This is a genomic window from Gelidibacter mesophilus DSM 14095 (genome assembly GCF_000423005.1).
GTDB lineage: Bacteria > Bacteroidota > Bacteroidia > Flavobacteriales > Flavobacteriaceae > Gelidibacter > Gelidibacter mesophilus.
The window spans coordinates 1-21000 of record NZ_AUHD01000023.1; the positions used below are offsets into that span (position 1 = coordinate 1).

The 21000-nt window shown below is 30.1% G+C and carries 19 protein-coding genes and 2 pseudogenes; all 21 read right to left on the reverse strand.

The window, feature by feature from the left end; translation table 11 throughout:
- A pseudogene (locus G525_RS21320) lies at positions 1-276 on the reverse strand (serine hydrolase domain-containing protein); the annotation flags it as partial.
- A gap of 179 nt (positions 277-455) precedes the next feature.
- Entirely contained in the window at positions 456-1133 is a 678-nt protein-coding gene (locus G525_RS0116905; RefSeq protein ID WP_027127199.1) for a pentapeptide repeat-containing protein, read from the reverse strand.
- A 154-nt stretch (positions 1134-1287) separates the two neighbouring features.
- Positions 1288-1527, reverse strand: coding sequence for a hypothetical protein (locus tag G525_RS0116910; RefSeq protein WP_027127200.1), 240 nt, complete (start codon positions 1525-1527; stop codon positions 1288-1290).
- Between the two features lie 104 nt (positions 1528-1631).
- Entirely contained in the window at positions 1632-2177 is a 546-nt protein-coding gene (locus tag G525_RS0116915) for a hypothetical protein (RefSeq protein ID WP_027127201.1), read from the reverse strand.
- Between the two features lie 156 nt (positions 2178-2333).
- The gene (locus G525_RS0116920) at positions 2334-2627 is read right to left on the reverse strand and encodes a hypothetical protein (protein WP_027127202.1); all 294 of its coding nucleotides are present in this window, start codon (positions 2625-2627) and stop codon (positions 2334-2336) included.
- Entirely contained in the window at positions 2617-4761 is a 2145-nt protein-coding gene (locus G525_RS0116925) for a hypothetical protein (RefSeq protein WP_027127203.1), read from the reverse strand. The genes G525_RS0116920 and G525_RS0116925 overlap by 11 nt, the downstream gene beginning before the upstream one ends.
- 257 nt (positions 4762-5018) lie before the next feature.
- Positions 5019-5564 carry an NUMOD4 domain-containing protein gene (locus G525_RS0116930; protein ID WP_027127204.1) on the reverse strand — a complete coding sequence of 182 codons (546 nt, stop codon included), beginning with the start codon at positions 5562-5564 and terminating at the stop codon, positions 5019-5021.
- 367 nt (positions 5565-5931) lie between these two features.
- A complete protein-coding gene (locus G525_RS0116935; RefSeq protein ID WP_027127205.1) occupies positions 5932-7506 on the reverse strand; it encodes a DndE family protein in 1575 nt (524 codons plus the stop codon).
- Positions 7496-9598 (reverse strand): AAA family ATPase, encoded by a 2103-nt coding sequence (locus G525_RS0116940; RefSeq protein WP_027127206.1) that lies wholly within the window; start codon positions 9596-9598, stop codon positions 7496-7498. The genes G525_RS0116935 and G525_RS0116940 overlap by 11 nt, the downstream gene beginning before the upstream one ends.
- The gene (locus G525_RS0116945) at positions 9595-9774 is read right to left on the reverse strand and encodes a DNA modification system-associated small protein (RefSeq protein ID WP_035480018.1); all 180 of its coding nucleotides are present in this window, start codon (positions 9772-9774) and stop codon (positions 9595-9597) included. Before G525_RS0116945 ends, G525_RS0116940 begins: the two co-directional genes overlap by 4 nt.
- On the reverse strand, positions 9771-11963 hold the full coding sequence (locus G525_RS0116950; protein ID WP_027127208.1) for a sigma factor-like helix-turn-helix DNA-binding protein: 2193 nt from the start codon (positions 11961-11963) through the stop codon (positions 9771-9773). The genes G525_RS0116945 and G525_RS0116950 overlap by 4 nt, the downstream gene beginning before the upstream one ends.
- A 1032-nt stretch (positions 11964-12995) precedes the next feature.
- Positions 12996-13652: a hypothetical protein gene (locus tag G525_RS0116955; RefSeq protein ID WP_027127209.1), complete on the reverse strand. Its 657-nt coding sequence runs from the start codon at positions 13650-13652 to the stop codon at positions 12996-12998.
- A 375-nt stretch (positions 13653-14027) separates the two neighbouring features.
- Entirely contained in the window at positions 14028-14306 is a 279-nt protein-coding gene (locus G525_RS0116960) for a hypothetical protein (RefSeq protein WP_035480023.1), read from the reverse strand.
- Positions 14307-14600: 294 nt separating this feature from the next.
- Positions 14601-15062: a hypothetical protein gene (locus G525_RS0116970; RefSeq protein ID WP_027127211.1), complete on the reverse strand. Its 462-nt coding sequence runs from the start codon at positions 15060-15062 to the stop codon at positions 14601-14603.
- 178 nt (positions 15063-15240) lie between these two features.
- Entirely contained in the window at positions 15241-16104 is an 864-nt protein-coding gene (locus tag G525_RS0116975) for a hypothetical protein (protein ID WP_027127212.1), read from the reverse strand.
- A 157-nt stretch (positions 16105-16261) separates the two neighbouring features.
- Positions 16262-16915, reverse strand: coding sequence for a DUF4272 domain-containing protein (locus G525_RS0116980; RefSeq protein WP_027127213.1), 654 nt, complete (start codon positions 16913-16915; stop codon positions 16262-16264).
- 155 nt (positions 16916-17070) lie between these two features.
- The gene (locus G525_RS0116985) at positions 17071-17541 is read right to left on the reverse strand and encodes a hypothetical protein (protein ID WP_027127214.1); all 471 of its coding nucleotides are present in this window, start codon (positions 17539-17541) and stop codon (positions 17071-17073) included.
- A 219-nt stretch (positions 17542-17760) separates the two neighbouring features.
- Positions 17761-18945 (reverse strand): hypothetical protein, encoded by a 1185-nt coding sequence (locus G525_RS0116990; protein WP_157491963.1) that lies wholly within the window; start codon positions 18943-18945, stop codon positions 17761-17763.
- A gap of 162 nt (positions 18946-19107) precedes the next feature.
- Positions 19108-19782, reverse strand: a complete 675-nt coding sequence (locus tag G525_RS0116995) for a DUF2625 domain-containing protein (RefSeq protein ID WP_027127216.1) — start codon at positions 19780-19782, stop codon at positions 19108-19110.
- A gap of 256 nt (positions 19783-20038) precedes the next feature.
- Entirely contained in the window at positions 20039-20653 is a 615-nt protein-coding gene (locus G525_RS0117000) for a hypothetical protein (RefSeq protein WP_027127217.1), read from the reverse strand.
- 109 nt (positions 20654-20762) lie between these two features.
- Positions 20763-21000, reverse strand: a pseudogene (locus G525_RS22570) (serine hydrolase domain-containing protein); the annotation flags it as partial.

Sequence of the window (21000 nt, forward strand, 5' to 3'; positions counted from 1 at the left end):
GATGGAAGCGACTGGAAAAACAGTATTTTTATTTATGGGTTTGTCAACAGAATAGAAGAAGTTTTTTGAGATTTTTCCGTTCTCGATTAGAGTCATTGCAAAATTTCCAACAAATTCATCATCTATTTTTTCTTTGGTAGCATCTATAAAAGAATCCGAAGTATTATTTGAAGTAATTGGTTTTAATAAAAATCCATCTATAAATCCGAAGCCGATAAATGCAGTCCAAATCAAAATTGCAAGAATAATTAATGCGGTGTATTTAAAAGTTCTCATTTAGTTTATTTTTGGTTCGTAATTTTTTTTCAATTGTGGGCAACGTTTCGTGTATGAGCAGTGGCGTGGTTCGTCACGGACAATTGCAAACAGGTACTTGCCAGAGGAAAATCCGCAGGATTTTCCAAGTAGGCGAGGACAAGCCATTGCTTATACACGGTGTTGGCATTTCGTTTTTATTATTCAGTTTCTATTATCCAATCATTAAATTCAGTTTGTCCGATTCCTTTTGCGGAATGAATATAATTATCATTAAAGATAAATCCATTCGTTTTTGCTCCTTTAAATCTCGTTGCTTCAAACGATACATTCTCCATAAGTGCATTGGTCAAATAAGCATTTCGAAAGTCAGAAGTTTTGATGTTACTTTTTATAAACTTTGTATTTGTTAAATCAGAATTTCTAAAATCGGCTGAAATAAAACAGTTTTTAAATGTTATTCCTGATAGTTTCTGATTTCTCAAATCCATATTTTCCAATTCAATTTCCTCGAATATTACTTTTCCAGATTGTATTTGTTCTAAAAACTCCGTTTTGGATAATCTATAATCGAATGAGTCAGATTCTTTGTCTTTAATTCCGTTTAGTGTTTCATCAATTAAATCAATAAGTTCATTATGTGCATCAACAAAGGATTTTCTAATTTCATCAAATTTTAATTCATTCCATAAATGCTTTTCTCTCAATGCAGGCAAATCGTCAAAGCCATTCAAGTAGAAGATCGCAATCGGTTTAAGTTCAATAATTCCGTTTGAGTATTCAGAGTATATTTTTTGTAAAAGTAAAATATGGTCAACGTTTTCAGAAGACGGACTTTCCTTTAATTTATTTAGTATTTCGATTGTTTCTCGGTTCATCTTAAATGAATGCCAACGTTTATGTGTAAGAATAGTTGCGGTGGCAAGCACTTAAAATAGTAAACATTGACCGAGCCTGTGGAAATTCCGCAGGAATTTCCAAGTAGGCGAGAACCAAGCAATTATTTTTACACGGTGTTAGCAAACGTTTTTTCTATTTTTGATTCAATTTTCCTAATAATGTCTCCTTATTCAGTTCTGTTTTTATTTCTGAACCATCGTTCATTATCAGAGAACAAATTGCCATTATATCTACCTTTACATAAGCTATGTTATCTACATTGATCAATTTTACAGTATCAGACTTATCCACTATTTCAATAAAATTTGCCATAATTATTCTTTTATTTTTAATTTTTAATTTTGGGTTCAAATCTTCTTTATGTTCTCCCAACAGTAATTAATTTTCTTTATGATTGAAATTTAAAAAAATAGTAGGTAATAATCATATCCTCATAAGTTGGTTTTGATTTTCATAATGTTTTTCAAAAGTTATTTTTAACGCTTTTTTTCTAATATAGTTTCAATATCAACATTTGAAAAAACGTCTCTTACTACTTTTTGGATGTTTTTAACTTCTTCATTATCTAAATGAATGGCTATGGGGAAAAATACTTTATTAACATTTGTTTCCGTTTTATCCAACCATTCTCCTTTTTCCTTTTTTTCGATAATGCGTTTTACTTCTTTATCTAAATAAAAAACATATTGCATTACAACAGTTTCCCCGTCTTGATAAATATCTTCTACAATTCGTTCTATGTTATTTAATGGTATAGGATATGTAACATTTGATTTATAGTAAATATCTTTTTCGGTTGTTGGATTTTCATACATTAAAACGGTTGACGAGTAATTTAGCGCATTTGAATATTTGTCAAATATCAACTCTGTTTTTCGGTCATCAATTAGACTTTTATTACTTAAGTATGAATTAAAAAATTTTAGGGCATCCAAGTCAATTTTAATGTCTTTTTGTGCTGTTATTAAATTAGAAAATAGAAAGAATAAACAAGTAAAAAGTAAGGTTGATTTTGTTTTCATAGTTTTTTTTAAATGTTTGCTAACGTGTTTGTATATGGTTTGTTGCGTGGTAAAGCACGTAATTTAGCAAATAAAAACCGAATAGAAAATCCGCGAGGATTTTCGTAAGTAGGCTAGAACTAGCAATAAATTATATACGGTGTTGTGCCCAGTATTTTATTCATTTTCAGTTAGTTCGTATTCTTCTAGCTCAGTATGAATAGCTTTAATTTCACTATTTAACTGATTTAAATACTCAACACAAATATTATTATATAAATCTGAACTTTCATCTTCCAATTTAAATTCAAACAATCCTTTTTTTAATTCTTTTAAAATTAGATTAAATGCTGATTTTACATTGTTTGGGTTGTCATCGGTTAAATTAATTTGAATTGGATTATCTCCAACATCAAGAACCAAATAGGTTTGAGGTTCTTCTCTTTTAATAGTTGCTTTTTTAGTTTCCATATATTTTTCCTCTTTCTCCAAAGGCTGATTTTCCTCCTTCTAATGTTTTCATACTAATTTCTTTCCAATCAAGACTTGGCCTTGAACCATAAATACAATTTAATGAGTTCGAAAATGGATTACCTGTTAGAGTAAATCCTTTTCCCTTGTCTTGAAGTCTATAAATTGAATTATAAGGTAATGTTCTAACTGCAATATTTGCATCGTGTGTTGCTATTATAACTTTTTTTGCAAGAAGTGCTTTTTCTTTAATTAGAGGTACTATTACATCATTAATGTAATCATTACCTAGACTTTTTTCGGGCTCATCAATTAAATAAATGTCCTTATCATCAGCTAATTCTTTATGCAACAGAATCATTGATGATTCACCATTGGAAGGACTGTAAATCGTCCCATTCAGCGTGAAATGCTTGTATTTTAATAATAAATCGCTAAGTGAATTAATTGTATTAATATTTTCTATCTCGTTTAATTCTGTAATCTTTAAGAATAACTCATTTGAATGAATATATTTTGAAATAGAAATAATCGCATTGGCAAATTCCTTTTGAGGTGTTTTGTAGACATTTTTTACTGAAGTATAATCTCCATTTGAAAATGAACCATTTTGAAATATTAAATTTGTCTTACAGAATAATTCTCCCTTTTCTCCAAGACTACCAGCGTATTCTTCAATCGGATTTATAGATTGGTTTATTAATTTAATAATCTTTTTGGATGCCCTTTCTATTTTAATACGATTTCTAGAGTATTCTAAGAAACCTGTTTTTGTTGGCTTTGGTGGTTGATTAGTTTTTTTTGCAATTTCATTGTTGAAACAAGAGATAATTCCATTAAGTAGTTTAATACTTTTGTTTTCTATAAAATTTTGTTCGGTACTTGCTTTAAGTTGTACAAGTATTTTTTTAAACACATTTCCAAGTTCCGTTATTAATTCTATATCAACATATTTAGATATATCTGAATTTTCATTAATATAATCGTTAAACGTCTTAAAGTTGTCTAGAATATCTGTTATTTCTTCAAGTATTCTCTCAGATTGAGCTTCATCTGCTTGAGTTATATTTTTTATTTTTAGTTTTTGTGAAATTTTATTTGTCTCTTGAAACGAAAAATGTGAATCATATTTGTTTAATGTAGTGACTTTTTCTTCGGTAACTTCTTTGAGAAACTTTATTTCATCAGAACACTCGTCAAATCCAAAATCAGACGCATCACAATTGAATGAATTACCTTTAATATCAAAGACAGAGTTTAAATGGTTATCATTTGACTTATAAACAGAAGTTTTATGTCCTTTGCTGTTGTAATGTTTAGAAAGAGATTCTAAAATATCCGTTTTACCAGTTCCTTTACTTCCAAAAAGAATATTGATGTCAGAGTAAATATCTAACACTATTTTCTCAAAAGGGTCGCTATTAAAAGGAAATAGTTCAATGCTTTCTTTAGATTTTTTATCTAAAATAGTACTTATTGTGGCTTCATCTTTTTCTAGTAAAAGACAGAATTGTTCGAAACTCTCAACAGGAAGTCTAAGTTCAGGTAAATTTTGTGATTGTTCTATGTAATTGTCCCAGTTTTGTACATCTGAACCATAAATAGAATTATGACCGTGACTTATATATATTCCGGCTGATATTGAGTTTGTTGCTTCTTTTAATATTCGTTTGGGATTTGAAACTAAATCAATTAACATTGCAATTTCCTTATCCCCTAAATTTGGTTTTTTAACGAAGTAGTGAGCAATGTAAATACAATCTAAAGAATCAAATTTTTCTACTGTTTCTTTTAATGAAATTGTAAAAGTATCTGGATTTTTTCCATCTAATATTTCACTTAGAGCTTTATTAAAGTCTTGGTAGTTTTTCGGATTACAAATAACTATTAAATGAGACCTTTTTTCATTTTCAAAAACATCTAGTTCAATTCCTGGCCAAATTTGACAGTGACTTTCAACTCCATCTCTAAATTCCTCATATTGTTGAGCATCGAAATGATTATGGTTGGTAATTGCCAAAATATTTACATCAGTATCGCTCAGTATTTCGACAAACCTATCTTTTTCTATATTTCTTGTCGGTGCATCACCAGACTTTACTTTTCTTGTATGTACGTGAATGTCAATTTTCATTTCGAGGTTTTTCTCATATTGGGCACAACGGTTTTGTGTATGATTAGTGGCGTGTTTAAGCACCTAATTTAGTAAATAAAAACCGAATAGAAAATCCGCGAGGATTTTCGTAAGTAGGCGAGAACCAGCCATTAATTATACACGGTGTTACCCAACGTTTTTTTATTCAGATTATTAATTTTTTCAATTTTTCCTCAATTGTTTTTTCGTTAGATTTCTCAAAAGTTAGTTCCGCAATATTTGTTATTCCGATTTTTTTATTCGGTTACTGAACTCCAGTTTTCTCCAGTTTTTATTCTATGAATTTGCATATCAGATACTCCAAAGCGTTTTGCAATCATACTCATTCTATTCTTACTATTTTTTAATTGGCGTTTTATAATTTTTACTTTTCCTTCGTTCAATTTACCAATATTTTTGCTCCGTTTTTTAACAATTTCGTTCCAATTCGGGTGATTAAATTGATGAAGTTCCTTTTCTCTTTTAGTTGCCCATTTTAGGTTTTCTATTCGGTTGTCAGTTTTGTCATAGGTCAAGTGAATAACACAAATTCCGTTATTTTTTTCAAGAAAATGTTCCGCAACAAGTTTATGAACGTATCTGCTTGTTTGTTTTCCATTCTTTTTTTGTTTTACAGGTAAATTTTGGTATCCGTTTATGAAATATTTTTTTACAATAAATTCCTTCTCGGTTTTGCAGTTTATTATTCGACCATAATTTGATATTTTAAATTTCTCTTTTTCGGAAATTTTATCATCAAATTTTATCTCTTTCCATTCTTCATTCCAATAATTTCGTATCATTCTCGATGTTTGTCTTAAATGTTGGGTAACGGCTCCGTATATGAAACGTAGCGTATAAATAAACGCTAACTTTTCGGATTATAAACGAGCCGAATTTTTATTTTTTCTATTTATTTTTAATTTTCTAAATATACAAAAATAAAAATTTGGCGGACTTTTTAAATATGCAAGAACCTCTCGGAAAGCCTGTAATAGCTATGTTTTATATACATTGTTGTGCATAGTGCTTTTCATGTACTGCTTGGTTTTCCGATGTTTGTTATTTAGTTCGAATTGAGCGTTGGCAAGCCATACTCTTTTGCAATTTTTGGTGGCGTGGTGGCCTTGAGCGAATTGCAAATGTGTATGGCTTTTAGCGTTGGCCTTTTCAGCCTAATGTTTTTTTCGTTCTCCACCATTGGTTAAGTTCAATAATTTGAGGGTCAACCACATTAATCAATCCTTTTCCAGAATCCAATTTTTGAATTGCAGTTTCGAGTTTGTATTTACTGCTCGGTGTTCCCACAAAATTGCTAATCGATTTGTAATCTTTATTTTGAACGTTTAGACAAATTGGTAACTTAACCTGTGATGCAAAATCAAAATCTTTTGTTCGATAATCTTCAACTCCTTGTGATAGCATTACAATAATGACACCTTTAGACCTCAATAACCTTAATAGTTCTTCTAAAGCTTTTCGAGCATTTTTATTTTTAAGATATATATGAGCTTCGTCAATCACAATTACATACCTCAAAGGAAAAATATGGTCTTTAGGCTCACAATCGTTTGTTGAACTAAAATATGTATTGAAATATCTTAATAGTAAGAAAACAACTAATTGGCGAAGTGTGTCAGATAATGCAGGCGGTAAATTCAGATATAAACTACTCACTAAAATATTCGGATTTTCGTTGCTACAATTAAAAATGTTTGTAGTCAAATCTTGAATACCTGCATAAAGTGTATCAGGCTTTTTGTTGTTTTCTTCGTAATATTCTTCTAATCTATCAAAAAGCTCATTTATAGTTGGATATGCTCCTTTTTTCTCATCAAAAAGGTCAGTAATCACATTCATCAGAATATTTTTTTGAGCGACGCCAACACTCGGAACAAATGTTGCAATCGTATCCACAAAAGCCTTTATACTAAATGGCCTCTGTCTTTCATCCGTACTAATCGATAAAAAAGGATTGAATTTTAGACCACCATCATTTACAATGTCAACAAAATTACATTTTGTGGCTTCTAAAAATGGTTTTAATTGCTCTGGATTTCCTTCTCCTTTGTAATCAAAAAAGATAAATTTAAGTTCATAATTTGTTTTTGATGAAATTTGATACAAAATATCTTTCATCAATTGGGTTTTACCAGAACCTGCCATACCTGCAATAGCAATATTCCTATTGTCGAATTCTCTTAAATCGTTGATTCTTATTTCTACGTTTTCGCCATCTTCGGTTTTACCTAAATCGAAAGATAAAGCTTCATCATATTCCTTTACGTCTTTCTTTTTCAGATTAGAATAAGTTTTTACATTTTTCTTTCTCAAAGCAAGACCACTTTTTACAGCTTTCATCAAAATATCGATATGGTCTCCTTTTGAAACATTGACTTTATCGATTTTACTATCAAGCAAATTTAAACCGTGATTTAAATGAAGTTTAAAAAGTTTTGCAAAGTCATCCTCGAAAGTGCTTTTATTGTAATGCTGGTCAAGAACAGCTTTATAGATTGCATAATTGGAAGTGTCATCAATTACTGAACCGAAAATTGTACGACCATCCCTGAACTCTTTACCATCGGAAGGTGGCAAAATTTCTTTATCCAAGTCAAAGGTTTTTCCAGTCATTAAACTGTACGAAAAAGCTATACGTGGAACAATACTTTCGTTTTTAAAATTATACAGCGATTTGAGCTTATATAAAAGCTCGTCATTTTCTTTACTTATTTTAATCCTCATAGCTATGGAAATATCCTTTTTTAAGTTTTGTATTTATACCGTCGTTGACAAGTAAATAAGATTTTGAGACGCTTTCTGAAATATCATTGAATCTCTTTGGCGTAATTTCATTGTTTGTAGAAAGAATAACTACTTGCTCCGATAAATCTGGATAATAATAGAGCAGTATATTCTTAATATGTTCGTCATCTAAACGTCCTAAAGGTGTATCAATAAATATTGGAAGACTTTGAATTGATTCTTTCAAAATAGCTTTAATTAAACTTGAAATATAAAGTTGTTTTTCTCCTTGTGATAGAACTTCTTTTTTTATTTCTTCATCGTCAGAATTATAAAGTGTTATTTTCATTCCATTTCCTTCTGCAAGAATGGTTACCTTGATATCAGTAACAAATTGACTTCCTGAAGTATTAAGTTTGTGCATTAATTTCTGCATTTCTTCGAGAATGTTTTTTGCCAAACTCTCTTTTTTCTGTTCTTTTTGTTCAAAAACAAACTTTCTCAAAACATCTAAATATTCGGAACTTTTGGCAATCTTTGTTTTGTTCTTTTTATTAATTTCGACTTTTTTGAGCAAGTCTTGATAGGATTGATTTAGCCTCTTGACATTCATTTCTTCTTTTGAAATATTAGCTTTATTCTCGCCGATTTGTTGATTTGCTTCTGAAAGTTGAAAATCTGCTTTCTCTTTTTTACTATTATATTCTAATATTATGTCATCTTCTAAATCAGCATCGACTTTGTTTAATGTATTGGTTAATTCAGATAATTTAATTTTTGTTACGTTAAATTCATCAATGGTTGTCTCAAAAAAATCTTTTGATTGTGTGTTTACCAAATCAATGGCATCTTGAATCATTTTTTTATCAGCATTACTTAAATCGTGTTCAAATGCTAATTCTTCATTTTCGTTGCCTTGTTGATTAAAAAGTTTATGACTCAAGTCTTGTGCTTTTTCAAAATAGAACATTTTGTCCTTTAATGAAAAAGAGGAATTTTCAGGTTCGGGTGGTTTATTAAATAAGAGTTCAATGAATTCTTCAATTTTTGCAGAATTTTCAGAGGCTATTTTTCCGAAAACTAAATTGGATTCTTGTAAATCTAAATGCTCATTTACTTCTTCAAGTTTTCCAGACAATATTGTAAGCGGTAAAATCTCACTTAATTCATTGAATTTTTCAGCTAATTCAGCTTCTTTTGTTTTGAGTTCGGATATTTCGGTTAAAATCTTTTCTCTATCAAATTTTGAATTTCCTTGTTTACTTTCGCTCGAAATTAAATTGTCAAATTCTCTAATTGCTTTTTTAAGTTCATCTATTTTTTTCAGGCTATCGGCATTTTCTTCTTCAAATTTATCAATTGCAATTTGCGATAGTTTTATAGCATTTTCTTTATCAGCAATTTGTTCTTGTAAATTTTTAGTAGCACCTTCCTTTTTGAGATTGTTAATGTAAGTTTCAATATCATCAATCAAGGTTTCGTATGTGTCTAATCCTAAAATTTTACCAAGGGCATCATTTATAAAACTCCCTTCTTCTCTGATAGATAAATTGGCTATTTCGGCTATTTTTTCAGCATCAAAAAATACGAATTTGGCTGCATCAATAGGAATTATGTAATTGTTAATGAAATTGATTTTATCTTCTTCGTCAGTAAACAATTCCATATTTGAAACTGGGTCGATGATATGCAAATCCTCAACCATTGTAGATACATTAAATTCCCTTTTGATTATTACAGAATCTGCTGAATTTGAATTTAACATTTTTAATTCTGGTAATTCTGTCTCATCTATTAAAATCGTTACGGAAAACTTATCAGTATCTTCTTTTTTTGCAGTCCAATTTATAGACTGTTGCATAAATGAATTGTAATTCTTTTCCTTTTGAATCTCTTTTTTAAAATGGTCGTCTATTTGTGATAATTTATCCCCATACAAGCACCAGACTATGGATAGTAATAGATTGGTTTTTCCATATCCATTCCTACCGCCTATAACGACAATATTTTTTTGGTCATCTGTAGCTAAATCAATTGGTATATTACCATAATATTGCCTAAAATTTTCAATATCTATCTTGCTGAATTTCATTTGGTAGCTTTTTCTATGGTGTCATTAATCTTTTGAAAATGATAATTGTTCCGTTTAAATAATTTTTTGGTCTTTACCGAATCAATAAGAAGTTTTAAGGAATCGAAATCAATACCTTTTTCCTCACTTATCTCTTTAAGTCTTTTGTTCTGGTTTTCTTTGGTTTCTTTAATCATATTTTTAATTTTTGAAGTAATAATGCCACTTCAATTAATTTTTGCTTATCGTTTTCATCTAATTCGCCAGCTTCATATTTTTTTCTCTCCTTATAATGAAATGCGTAAAGATTCTGTTCGTCTTTAATGCTTGCATTGGGAAGTCTTAAATATTCCTGAACAAACATTTTCAACATTACATAGCGTTCATCATTGTTAGTTCTTCTTTTTCCTATAGAATCTTCAAACTTGTCTACAACCGATTGTATTATATTTGCTTGATGTTCATTCAATTTATTTTTTTTAACTTTTCCTTTTTGAACATTAAACCATCGGTAAAGCTTTTCCTCTTCCTCTGGACATCCGCTTGAAAATGGTAATCTTTCATTTTCGCTTATAAATTGTTTTAAGTCATCCAAGCTTTCTTCCCACGTTCGTTTTGTTGAAGGTGCAGTTTTACTCAATATATTAAATTTGTCTGGATATTCTTTTGAAGTTAAGCCAATGAAATAGTTTTCAAAAAAAACAAAAGTTCTGGATTCATCAACGTATAAATTATTATATATGCTTTTTGCATTTGTTTTTGGGCGAAATTGTTTCACGTATTTTGCGATTTCCTTTTGGTGTTGCGGCTCGTTAAATTCCAAAAGAAATTCTTTGGAAATAGTTCTTATAGTTCCTCCTTTGAAATTTTCAAGCTCATTCTCCCATTTTTTAAGTCCAAAAATACTTTTTCGGCCAACTGGTACAAATCCGTGTTTTCTTTTCATAGAAACCCTAATCTTTGGCTCATCAGTTTCGTAATTTGGGTGTAATTGTTTGACCGCAAAAACTATATCCTTAACTTTTGAAGGCTTTCCAAGTTGTTCTAATGCTTCATAAGCATATTCATATGCCAGTTTAGAAGTATTTCTTTGAAAAGAAATATTATCGTCTAAATCAATAATGATGTTTAGTTCATTAAAAATGATTTTTTCGGCAATTGGCATTATTTCATCCAGCCTTTCTATTTGGTCATATGTAAGAAATTTTGATAAATAACTTTTGAAATTAAAGGTGTAAGTTTCGGTAATCCTTTCTTCATATCTTGAACTGATATCATCCAAAAGACTTTCAAAACTGAAAGACTTTGAAATTTGTTTTTCAACAAGATAAAATGAATTCCAATTATGTCGGTTTCTATGATTAAAATAGTTTGTTTGAAGAACGTCTTCAATATTACCAATTAATGAGTAATCATCAGAGCGATAAATATATAAGATATATGTCAAGAAACTTTTTGAAAAAACAGTTTCGTTAACTTTATTGATTCTCTTTTTAAGTTCATCATCTACGAAAATGAAAGATGAGTTTTCTTCGATGCCATAATTTGAATATAAGTCATCGTTGAAATTTTTCAGAAAATTAAAGTTAGTTGAAAATTGTTCGAGGCAGTTTCTTCTCAATTGTCTAACTCTTTCTCTTGATAAATCAATTAATTCAGCGATTTTTTCAAGGGTAATTTCTTCCGTATTCTCGTAAACATCGAGTGATTTTTTGAGGATAAGAGTTTCCTTGCTATCAAAAAAAGCATTCTTTTCTAAAAAGAAATTTGTTAATTTATATATTGATTCAGATACCAAAATCTCATTCGGAATTTGCTTAATTCCAAAAGTCTTTTGGATTAAAAATTGATTTCTCAAAATTGTCAATTGTCTGTCATCATCTATTTTCGAAATTTCGTTGAAAAAATCTTTGACAATAGCTATATACATTTCAATTTCTGGAACAGATTTTTTCCCAACATTTTTCATATTGTTTACATCAAGATTTGCATCGAGAATTTTACGGGAAAAGTTTTTTATTTTGAGATTGTTTTGAAGATGAGATTTAACTGCATTTTGACTTCTAATCGATAGGCTTGAAGTGTTTATAAAAATAAAACTGTTTATGACTTCTCTTTGTTTTCTGGTAAGTTTTGAAGTAAGTTCTGCAAAGGAAATTTGGCTTTCTTTCTTGTCTGTTGTCTCTGAAGTTTCGAGAAGATGGTTTTTAGAAAACTCAATCAATTCTTCATTCGTGCCGTCTCCGCAATTTCTTAAATTTTTAAAAGAGGAATTTTTAGAATAGTAATCTACAATTAAATTGAGGTTATACAAGTTATTATTGCCACAAACATTATATGCTCTAACGCTCAAATACTTTTTTTCTAAAATTTGGTTTAGCGTCATTTATACTGATTAGTTTTTGCTAAATGTACTTTTTTTTCGATTAATGTTCTTACGGTTTTCCTCATTTCGTTGAGCGCAAAGGCAAAAAACAGCTCTTTTATTTTTTTTCAGCTTTGGCTGATGCGTTTGGCAAAAAAATGAATGTGCTGTTTATGCGGCTGTTTTTTTTAGTTCAAATGTTCAATTTTAGCACGATTTCCGCATTATGCACAACGGTTTTGTGTATGATTAGTTGCGTATTTAAGCGAGAAACTTACTAAATAAAACACGAACCAAGAAAATCCGCGAGGATTTTCGTAAGTAAGCACGAACCAAGCAATTAATTATACACGGTGTTGGCAAATCGGTTTTATTTTTTTCGCAATCGTTAAATTCCGATGTTTTGTTTCTCAAGCGTAATTTAGCTTTTTTTTCTTAAAATTCTCGAAAAAATCTCCGCTTTTCATTCCGTTTTATTTTCCGAACGTTTTGCGTTTCTGCTATTCAGCCAGAACTATTCGGATTGCTAAATTTTCGATGCAATGAACTGGCATTTGGCAAATCAAAATTCCGACGTAATTTTTCCAAGAGTGATAAATTCAGACGTTATTTTTAATTTATATATCAAGTTTATTCTTTCTTAAAATACTCAAAAAAATTTCCGACTTTTATTCCTTTTTTTTTTCGAACGTTTTGCGTTTCTGATATTCAGCCAAAAGTTTTCAGTTTGCTAAATTTTCGATTTAAAGAACTAAAATTGGGCAAGCCAAAATTCCAACGTATATTTTCCGCAAGAGTATTTAATTCCGTTGTTGTTTTTTCAAATTCATTTTCAGATTCGATTTATTTTTTCTTGTCTTAAAAATCTAAAGATTTGAATTGAAGCACAATTTTTGTTGGTCTGGATAACTGTTTGCCAACGTGTTTGTATATGGTTTGTTGCGTGGTTTAGCACCTAATTTAGCAAATAAAAACCGAATAGGAAATCCGCGAGGATTTTCGTAAGTAGGCTAGAACTAGCAATAAATTATATACGGTGTTGGCACTAGTTTTTTAATCTTTTAGTTCAGTGATAAATTCGTGAAGGTAAATTATTTTGAGTGGCTTTTCCTCCATTTTTTCATCATAAACAACTATTTCATATTCTATTTTTGGTTCTCCAATTCCTATTTCCATTTCCTTTTTTGCTAAAACCGAGAATTGTTCTATGTTATTTGATTTTGCAATGTCAGTTACAATCTTTCTTGATTTATAATTAGTATTGGATTTGTCAAAAAAGTCACTTGTTAATTTTAGGGAATTTTCTTTCTCCGGATTGTAGTAATATGTGAACATATCAGAACCAATTATTACAAATCCTTTACGACTAAAGTCAGGTGGAAAGTCCATTCCTCTATTAGATTCCTCAATGATAATAAACTTGTCAATTTTATCGATGTCCAAGTTATTGAGGTCAAAGGCTTTTTTATAATTATTAATATTGTTCGTTGTAGAATTTTTTAATCCGTCGGCTTGCATTTCCCAAAATCCTTTTCCAGTCGTTGCTCTATATAAACTGTCCATTTTCGGGTCAACTTGGTCAATCATTTCTTTAGTCGGTTCTTTTTCCCAAGATTTTCTAAATAAGTCATAGTAGCTTTCAGAAAATGTTTGAGAATAAGCTGATATAGAAAACAGTATTAAAATCAGATGAATTATGTTTCTTTTCATAGGTTTTTTTAAATTAGTGCCAACGTTTATGTATAAGATTAGTGGCGTGTTTAAGCACCTAATTTAGTAAACAGATACTTACCAGAGAAAATTCCGCAGAAATTTTCCAAATAGGCTAAAACTAGCCATTAATTTTATACGGTGTTGGCATTTCGTTGTTTTTTCATTTCGACTTATTCTTATTCGACTAAATTCCTTTTTTAATTTTTCGAGCGTTTGAGTAAATTCAGTCAGCGTTTTATTCCGCATACTTTTTCAATTCCGATTGAGTGAGCAATTCCGCAACTGGCTAAATTCCGCAATCAATTCGGTTTTGATTATCAGTTCAGTTTCCGATTCCGCAAATGGGCTAAAAGTCAAACGTTCTGTTTTAAATCACTCTTTTTTATATTTCTTATGTTCAATATTTTTCTTTTCCAAAATTCCGTAAAATTTTCGTGGTGATATTTTCAGATCTTTTGTTATTTCGCTCACTTTTTTCTTTCCTTTCTTATACAACTTTAAATTCTCGTTTACTTTTTTGTCAAAGTAGTGTTTTTCGAGTTTCGCAACAATTTGTAATTCAGTCAGATTTGAGTCATTCGTATATTTTTCAATTTCCGATTTAATGTCTTTTAAATTACCATAATTGTCATTTTTAACGGTTCTGCTCAATGAATGCCAACGGATTTGTGTATGATTAGTGGCGTGTTTAAGCACCTAATTTAACAAATAAAAACCGAATAGAAAATCCGCGAGGATTTTCGTAAGTAGGCTTGCACTAGCCATTAATTATACACGTTGTTGCCAGTAGTTTTTATTCGCCATAATGTTATTTCAAGTCGAATTCTCTCCGAAATAGATGTCCGTTTGGACACTTAAAATCGACAATAAGTTTTCTTTTTTCAGTTTTATTTGGCGGAATGAATTGGCTATTTTCGCCACATTCTGGACAATTTGATTGTTCCATTAAAAATCGTATTTAGTTTGTTCAATTAAATATTGGATTACGTCTTTTTGACTTTTTCCGTTTTTTAGCATTTCCATCATTTTCAGAACAGCTTGTTTAATTTCTGTACTTCCGGAACCATAACCAGCTGTCATATATCTGTTCATATAATAGTCGATGTAGTAATATTGCTTTTTCTTGATATCGTAAAATGAATAATTTTCCTCTGCGTTTTTTCCAATTACGTATTTTTCTGTTTTTTTCGCAACCGAGTAAGAAGTCATTTGTTGTTTTTCGGCAGTACTGAATTTCAGATTTTCAGTGTCGTAACTTACTGTCAAAACGTAGTCACTTTTCGTTTCTGTCAGTCCATTTTTTTGACTACAACTAAATTTTGTGTTTCCATTTATTTTTTCCGTTTTTTGTCCAAAAGTCAGATTGGTAATCAGACAAACAGTGAGTATAAATAATATTTTTTTCATAGGTTTCAAATTCAGTTCGAGTGTTTTTTAAATTACTGGCAACGTTGTTGTGTATGGTTAGTTGCGTGGTTAAGCGACTAATTTAGTAAACAAATACGAGCCTGAGAAAATTCCGAAGGAATTTTCCAAATAAGTACTTGCCAAAGCAATTAATTATACACGGTGTTACCACACGTTTTTATATTCTTGTCATATATTCTCCGTTTTTAATCATTCCAATTATTTTAATTCCGTAATCAGATTTAACTTTTTCGGCAAATTCAAATCCATTTACATCTTTGTAAAAAATGACTTTTCGGCTAACTTTTGGATAATACAAAGTTCCAAAGTTACCTATTGGGAAATGAATTCCGATTGCAGGTTTATATGGATTGTCCGATTTTAAATAGCAAGATGCAAATGTTCCTGTTCCAGCATTTCCCCAAGGAATAATATTCGAACCTTGTTTCAATGTTAAAGTTTCGGAACGTCCCATATTCAATGACATTTTAAATAAGTATTCAATTCCGAATTCTGTTCTATGAGCAGTGATATGAAATCCACCAACACTTTCAATTTGGTCATTCTCAATTACCTTGTCAAATGCATTAGCGTGAACAGTTGAAATGTGTTTTGCGTCTTGGCTTTTTAAGTTTGGAAAAAATTCTTTCTGAAATATATTAAAACCTTTAATATCTCCTATCCATTGAAACGAGTTAGAAACATCAATCTTATTTTCCGAAATTTTGTAAAGTAAAGGTTGATTTTCGAGAGAGGCAATTAGAAAGTCAGTTTCGCAATCATTTTCAGAGTGTATTTTTAGAAGTAGTTTTTTTATTTCGTTAATCTCAAATTTTTGAAGTTTATAAAGTTCTTCAATTGCCTTTTGCGCAGTATCAACTCCTCCAGCATATGAAACAGAAATATTCGGATTTAGAATTATAGTTTTTAGTAAGCCAGAAAATACCGTATTCCGATTTGAAGCAATACTTGGGTCGGTTATTTTAGAATCACTATCGACTCTAATTCCTCCTTGTGTAATTCTTCCTACTACTAATGTCATTTCTCAAATGTGTGGTAACGTTTGTGTATATGGTTTGTTGCGTGTTTCAAGCACCTAATTTAGTAAATAATTACCGACCAAGAAAGTCCGCGAGGACTTTCGTAAGTAGGCAAGAACCCAGCAATAAATTATATACGGTGTTGTGCATAGTTGTTTCTCAAGTGTCTAATGAAATTTCGTCCCATTCAAATTCTTTGTAAACTGTAAATTCAAGTGCTTTTCTTCTTTCCATTATTATATCTAAATCAACTTTTTCAGATTTTTTGTTTGTTAAATCGTTATTTCGTGCAAACCAATGAGCACGATAGAATTTGTCCAACATTTCAAAGATTTCTATCTTCTTCCTTAATTTGAAATTAGAGATAAATTTTTCCGCTGGTTCGTTTTTTGCGATGTTCGGAATTAGCATTGCAAGTGAATCTTCAACTCCAGTATTTAAAGTCAGATTATTATGAAGTCCGCCAACCCAAGCAAAAGCCCAAATGGCTTCTACAAACCAATAAATATCGGTTTGAGTTTGTTCGGGCAGTTCAGAATATTCCGTTTCTAAATATTCCAATTCCTCAACGTTTAAATTCGTTAAAAGTCCGTTTTCATCAAGCCATTTTTTTATTACTTCTCTTGGTGCTTGAAGATGTAACTGAAATAATGCTGTCAGAGCTAAAGTTCTACGAGCAATTTCTTTTGGTTCTCTAAAGTCAGGATTATCTAAATAGGGAAGATGTTCAATTACTTCAATTCCAGAAGAACGCAATTTTTTCGTATTCCTATTTTTTATTATTTCAGGTTTAATTTTCTTTTGGAACAACATTTTTTTTTCAATTATGCACAACGTTTATGTATATGAGCTGTGGCGTGTGTTGGCACGAACCTCTCCAAATAAAAACTGGCTTTGGGAAATCCGCAGGATTTTCCAAGTAGGCACAGACCAAGCCATAGCTTATATACTGTGTTGTACCCAGTTTTTTATTCACTCAATTTTTGTTTTCTTTCCGCAATCCGTTCTTCAAATTTTGGATTCAATTCAATTCCGTTTATAAATTCAGGTTCAAAACTTCCAATCGTTATAAACTCAAAGTCTATAAAGAAGAAGTGTTTTAATCCGTTTTGTTTTAAGATCAGATCTCGGTTATTTTCCGGCAATCTTTGAATTTCTAAAGTGTCCGAAATAGGTTTGTCAAATTGGTAAATCCGCAATTGGTTTGAGTTCAATTCGAGTATTTCTTTCAAACCGTTCAAGTCAGTTTGGACATCCATTTCCATCTGTCGAACATTTAAATTCTTGAGTTCAATTCCGCTTTGTGTTTTTAAGTCCGTTTGCCACCATTCGATTATTTCATTCGGAAGGAATTTATGGATGAAAATTGAATTCAGTTTTTTATCTAAAAGTCCCCAAATTTCTTCGTTAGAATTTATTTCAAATGTTAGTTCGGTCATTTTTTCAAATTGGGTACAACGGTCTTGTGTATGAAACGTAGCGTGTAAATAAACGCTAACTTTTCGGATTTAGCACGAGCCGAATTTTTATTTTTTCTATTTATCTTTAATCTTCTAAATATACAAAAATAAAAATTTGGCGGACTTAATAAAGATACAAAAACCTCTCGGAAAGCCTATATTAGCTATGTTTTATACACGTTGTTGCCAGCAGTTTTTTTATTTACAATATTTGTTAATTAATTCTCTAGCTTTTTCATTTCCATTGAGATATTCTTTGTTTAGTAATTCACAAGCTTCTGACTTTTTATTCATTTGCAGTAATATTATTGAATGAAATTCAATGTTTTGACCAAATTGTAAATTTTGATTATTAAGACTTTTTAATGACAAATTAAAAGCTTCATCTAATTTATTTTCACTAATTAGACTAGAAATAACGTATCCGTAAACTTCAGACATATCAATATCTTCTCTTGAAAAGGTAACTTGATAATTATTTATTAATTTTTTGTCATAAGAATTAATTAATTCTTTTCCGATTTTTATAGAAGCAATGAAATTTTCATCTTTATAACTAGCTATCATTTTAAGATATTCTAATTTCCTTTTGTTTGTCTCATCACTTATATATTCTGACAATGTGTTAATTTCTTGTATAGCTTTAAAAGCATTGTCATCACTTAAGAGACTAATATACTTTTCGATGCAAAAAATTAGTTTACTTTCCAAATATTCACATTTCCTGTTCTTGTTTAAATCGATTAATTCATTAATTTTTTCAAGGTAAAATTCAACGTCTTGTCCATTTGCGTATAAAAGCCCAGGAACATCATTAGTCAAGTCGTTTTTATTAACGTATAATTCTTTTCCTTCGTTCTCGAATATGTAATTATAGTTACTTTTTTCTTTATCGAAATATATCCAGTAATCATAAAATCCGTTAAACGTACTTACGTCATATTTTTCAGAATTAGACCAGTCTTTAAACCAATCATTGTTTTCATCAGAAATTAGAGTATTGTAGATTTTTTCTAAATTTTTATTATCAGAAATATATTTTATATAGTCTTGAAAATTAAAATCATAACCATAATCGTCTTTTAAATAAGTGTATAAATATGAAATATTACTATTCACTCCGTTTTCTTTGTATGCGTCTCCGATAAACCAAACCTTAACTTTGACGAAGTCATTAAAATATCCATTTTCAGTCGATTTTAACCAAATTCCATTAGCACTAGGTGTTCTCATTACAATTTCCGAAGTTAATTCAGGTGAGTCACGTAATGCTATTCCTTTCGTAATTGGTTTAAATCCATCTCCAATTGTCGGAATACAATTGATTTGAGAGTTCATTTGCAAAGAAATAAGGACTAATAATAATGTAGTTAATTTTTTCAATATGTTAGTTTTTTTAAATTGCTGGCAACGTTGTTGTGTATGATTAGTTGCGTGTTTTAAGCACTAAAGTTAGCAAATAAAACACAAATAGAAAGTCCGCGAGGACTTTCGTAAATTGGCTAAAACTAAGCAATTAATTATACACGGTGTTGTAAGCAGGCTTTATTCCTTCGTTTTTAATTGTTCAGCAAATTCTTGTTGTAATTCCCATATTTCAGAAATTGGAACTGCCTTTCTGTTTAATTCATCAATATTGTCGTACTCTGTCCACAAGAAAGGATAAAATGAATATCCTAGGTTTCCATTTATTTCTGTTATTTCCTTTTCCCAATTTGTCCAACGTACATTTTTATAAAACTCCGATAAATCTCCATTAAAAGTCCACCACAAAAAATCCGAATACCCAATATCCATTGGTTCCCATTCTAAAGAGTCAGGTGCGAAATAATATATTTTTCCTAAATCTTCTCCTAAAGCTCCACCATTAATTCCAAAAAATCCACCAACTACATCATCAGCAATTAGAAAAATTGATGGTTGTTCTCCGAATTCATTAAAAGTTTTTCCTTTATTCCAATTCGGTAATGTTCTGTCTAATTTTTGATTCCCAGAACCTAAAATTCTTATCCAACCATTATCAATTAAAATTCCGCCCGTTTCGTAAATTATTGCTCCCATTGGCGAGCGAGTTGTTACTTGAGTTTGGTAAAGCGATTCATTTGCTTGTTTTTCGTTTTTTGGTAATATTTCAATTTTATTTGTTGCATCATTAATCCAATTAGAAACTAATTCCCATCCAGGTTCGACATTATTTATTAATTCACTAATATGTTTCATTCTTTATAAGCTATAAATTTTCTTTCAATTACGGATGTTTTTTCAGCTTGCTTACAACGTCTCGTATATGAAAAGTAGCGCTGAAAATAAGCGATATCTTTTCGGATAAACACAAGCCGAATTTTTAAATTTTACTAATTATTTTATTTTTGGGGATTTGTCAAATTTAAAAATTTGGCGACTTTCCAAAAATGCCCTAGCCTTTGTGTTAGCAACGACTTGCGCTATTTTTTATATACATTGTTACCCAACGTATTTATTCGGTTAATGAGTTTCTAAAGTTATTATCTAATATTTCATAAACTCTTTTGTCCGTATAATTAATTGAAATACTAAATAAATTTTCTCCAACAAAACTGTTGTAAATCAATTGAGTTAAAACTAGTTCTTTTGTTTTTGCATTATATATTTTCGTTTCTATACTGTAAAAATCATATTTCCCAATTTTTTCAGTATTCAAACTATTTTCAAATTCGATTCCATTAATTTTTGAGTAAGTGTTTGAAAGAAGTTCGTCAACAAATTTTTGGTGTTCCATAAGAGACATTTTCTTTGTTCCTTCCAATGATTCAAAAGACGATGAGAAATAATTCCTTTCGTCAATTTCAAATCCGATTAGGTCTGACCTGTTCTTACGTACTTCAATTCCGTCTGGTGTATTGCCTTTAACTTTTTCGTAACCAACGTCTTCGAGGTCCTCTTTTTGTTTTAAGGTTCTAACTTTGAAATTTTCGGGAATTTTAATATTCCAATCGATTAGATTGCATTTATATATTCCGTTTTCAATAATTCCATTTTCAGTTGGACTTTGAGAACAAGAATTAAAGGATAATAAAAGAAGTGTACAAATAAGCAATATCGTTTTTTTCATATGTTGGGTAACGTGTTTGTATATGAGCAGTAGCGGTTTTTATGCACTTACTTTTCGGTTGGCACTGACCTTAAATTTGTACCATAACTTTGGGTAAGCACGAAACCCGCTATTGCTTATATACGGTGTTGCCCACAGTTGTTTTCCGCTGTTTGTTCTTTTTTCGGATGATAAAAATTGACAATGAAATTATAATTAAATAACCTATTATTAATAAAGTTAATAGATATGATTTATTCCTCTGCATAACAACATAATCGGCAATTCCTGATTTCCAATAAATCCATTCATCTGATAATCCAGATGCAATATCATAATTTCCTGTTTCTAAAATTATAATTCCATTT

Bases quoted from the DNA above. Each gene is read 5' to 3' on its own strand.
- G525_RS0116930 (WP_027127204.1), bottom strand. From the start codon at position 5,564: ATGATACGAAATTATTGGAATGAAGAATGGAAAGAGATAAAATTTGAT.
- G525_RS0116995 (WP_027127216.1), bottom strand. From the start codon at position 19,782: ATGAAACATATTAGTGAATTAATAAATAATGTCGAACCTGGATGGGAA.
- G525_RS0116915 (WP_027127201.1), bottom strand. From the start codon at position 2,177: ATGAAAACAAAATCAACCTTACTTTTTACTTGTTTATTCTTTCTATTT.
- G525_RS0116985 (WP_027127214.1), bottom strand. From the start codon at position 17,541: ATGACCGAACTAACATTTGAAATAAATTCTAACGAAGAAATTTGGGGA.
- G525_RS0116980 (WP_027127213.1), bottom strand. From the start codon at position 16,915: ATGTTGTTCCAAAAGAAAATTAAACCTGAAATAATAAAAAATAGGAAT.
- G525_RS0116935 (WP_027127205.1), bottom strand. From the start codon at position 7,506: ATGAGGATTAAAATAAGTAAAGAAAATGACGAGCTTTTATATAAGCTC.
- G525_RS0116970 (WP_027127211.1), bottom strand. From the start codon at position 15,062: ATGAAAAAAATATTATTTATACTCACTGTTTGTCTGATTACCAATCTG.
- G525_RS0116905 (WP_027127199.1), bottom strand. From the start codon at position 1,133: ATGAACCGAGAAACAATCGAAATACTAAATAAATTAAAGGAAAGTCCG.
- G525_RS0116920 (WP_027127202.1), bottom strand. From the start codon at position 2,627: ATGGAAACTAAAAAAGCAACTATTAAAAGAGAAGAACCTCAAACCTAT.
- G525_RS0116940 (WP_027127206.1), bottom strand. From the start codon at position 9,598: ATGAAATTCAGCAAGATAGATATTGAAAATTTTAGGCAATATTATGGT.
- G525_RS0116955 (WP_027127209.1), bottom strand. From the start codon at position 13,652: ATGAAAAGAAACATAATTCATCTGATTTTAATACTGTTTTCTATATCA.
- G525_RS0116925 (WP_027127203.1), bottom strand. From the start codon at position 4,761: ATGAAAATTGACATTCACGTACATACAAGAAAAGTAAAGTCTGGTGAT.
- G525_RS0116975 (WP_027127212.1), bottom strand. From the start codon at position 16,104: ATGACATTAGTAGTAGGAAGAATTACACAAGGAGGAATTAGAGTCGAT.
- G525_RS0116945 (WP_035480018.1), bottom strand. From the start codon at position 9,774: ATGATTAAAGAAACCAAAGAAAACCAGAACAAAAGACTTAAAGAGATA.
- G525_RS0116950 (WP_027127208.1), bottom strand. From the start codon at position 11,963: ATGACGCTAAACCAAATTTTAGAAAAAAAGTATTTGAGCGTTAGAGCA.
- G525_RS0117000 (WP_027127217.1), bottom strand. From the start codon at position 20,653: ATGAAAAAAACGATATTGCTTATTTGTACACTTCTTTTATTATCCTTT.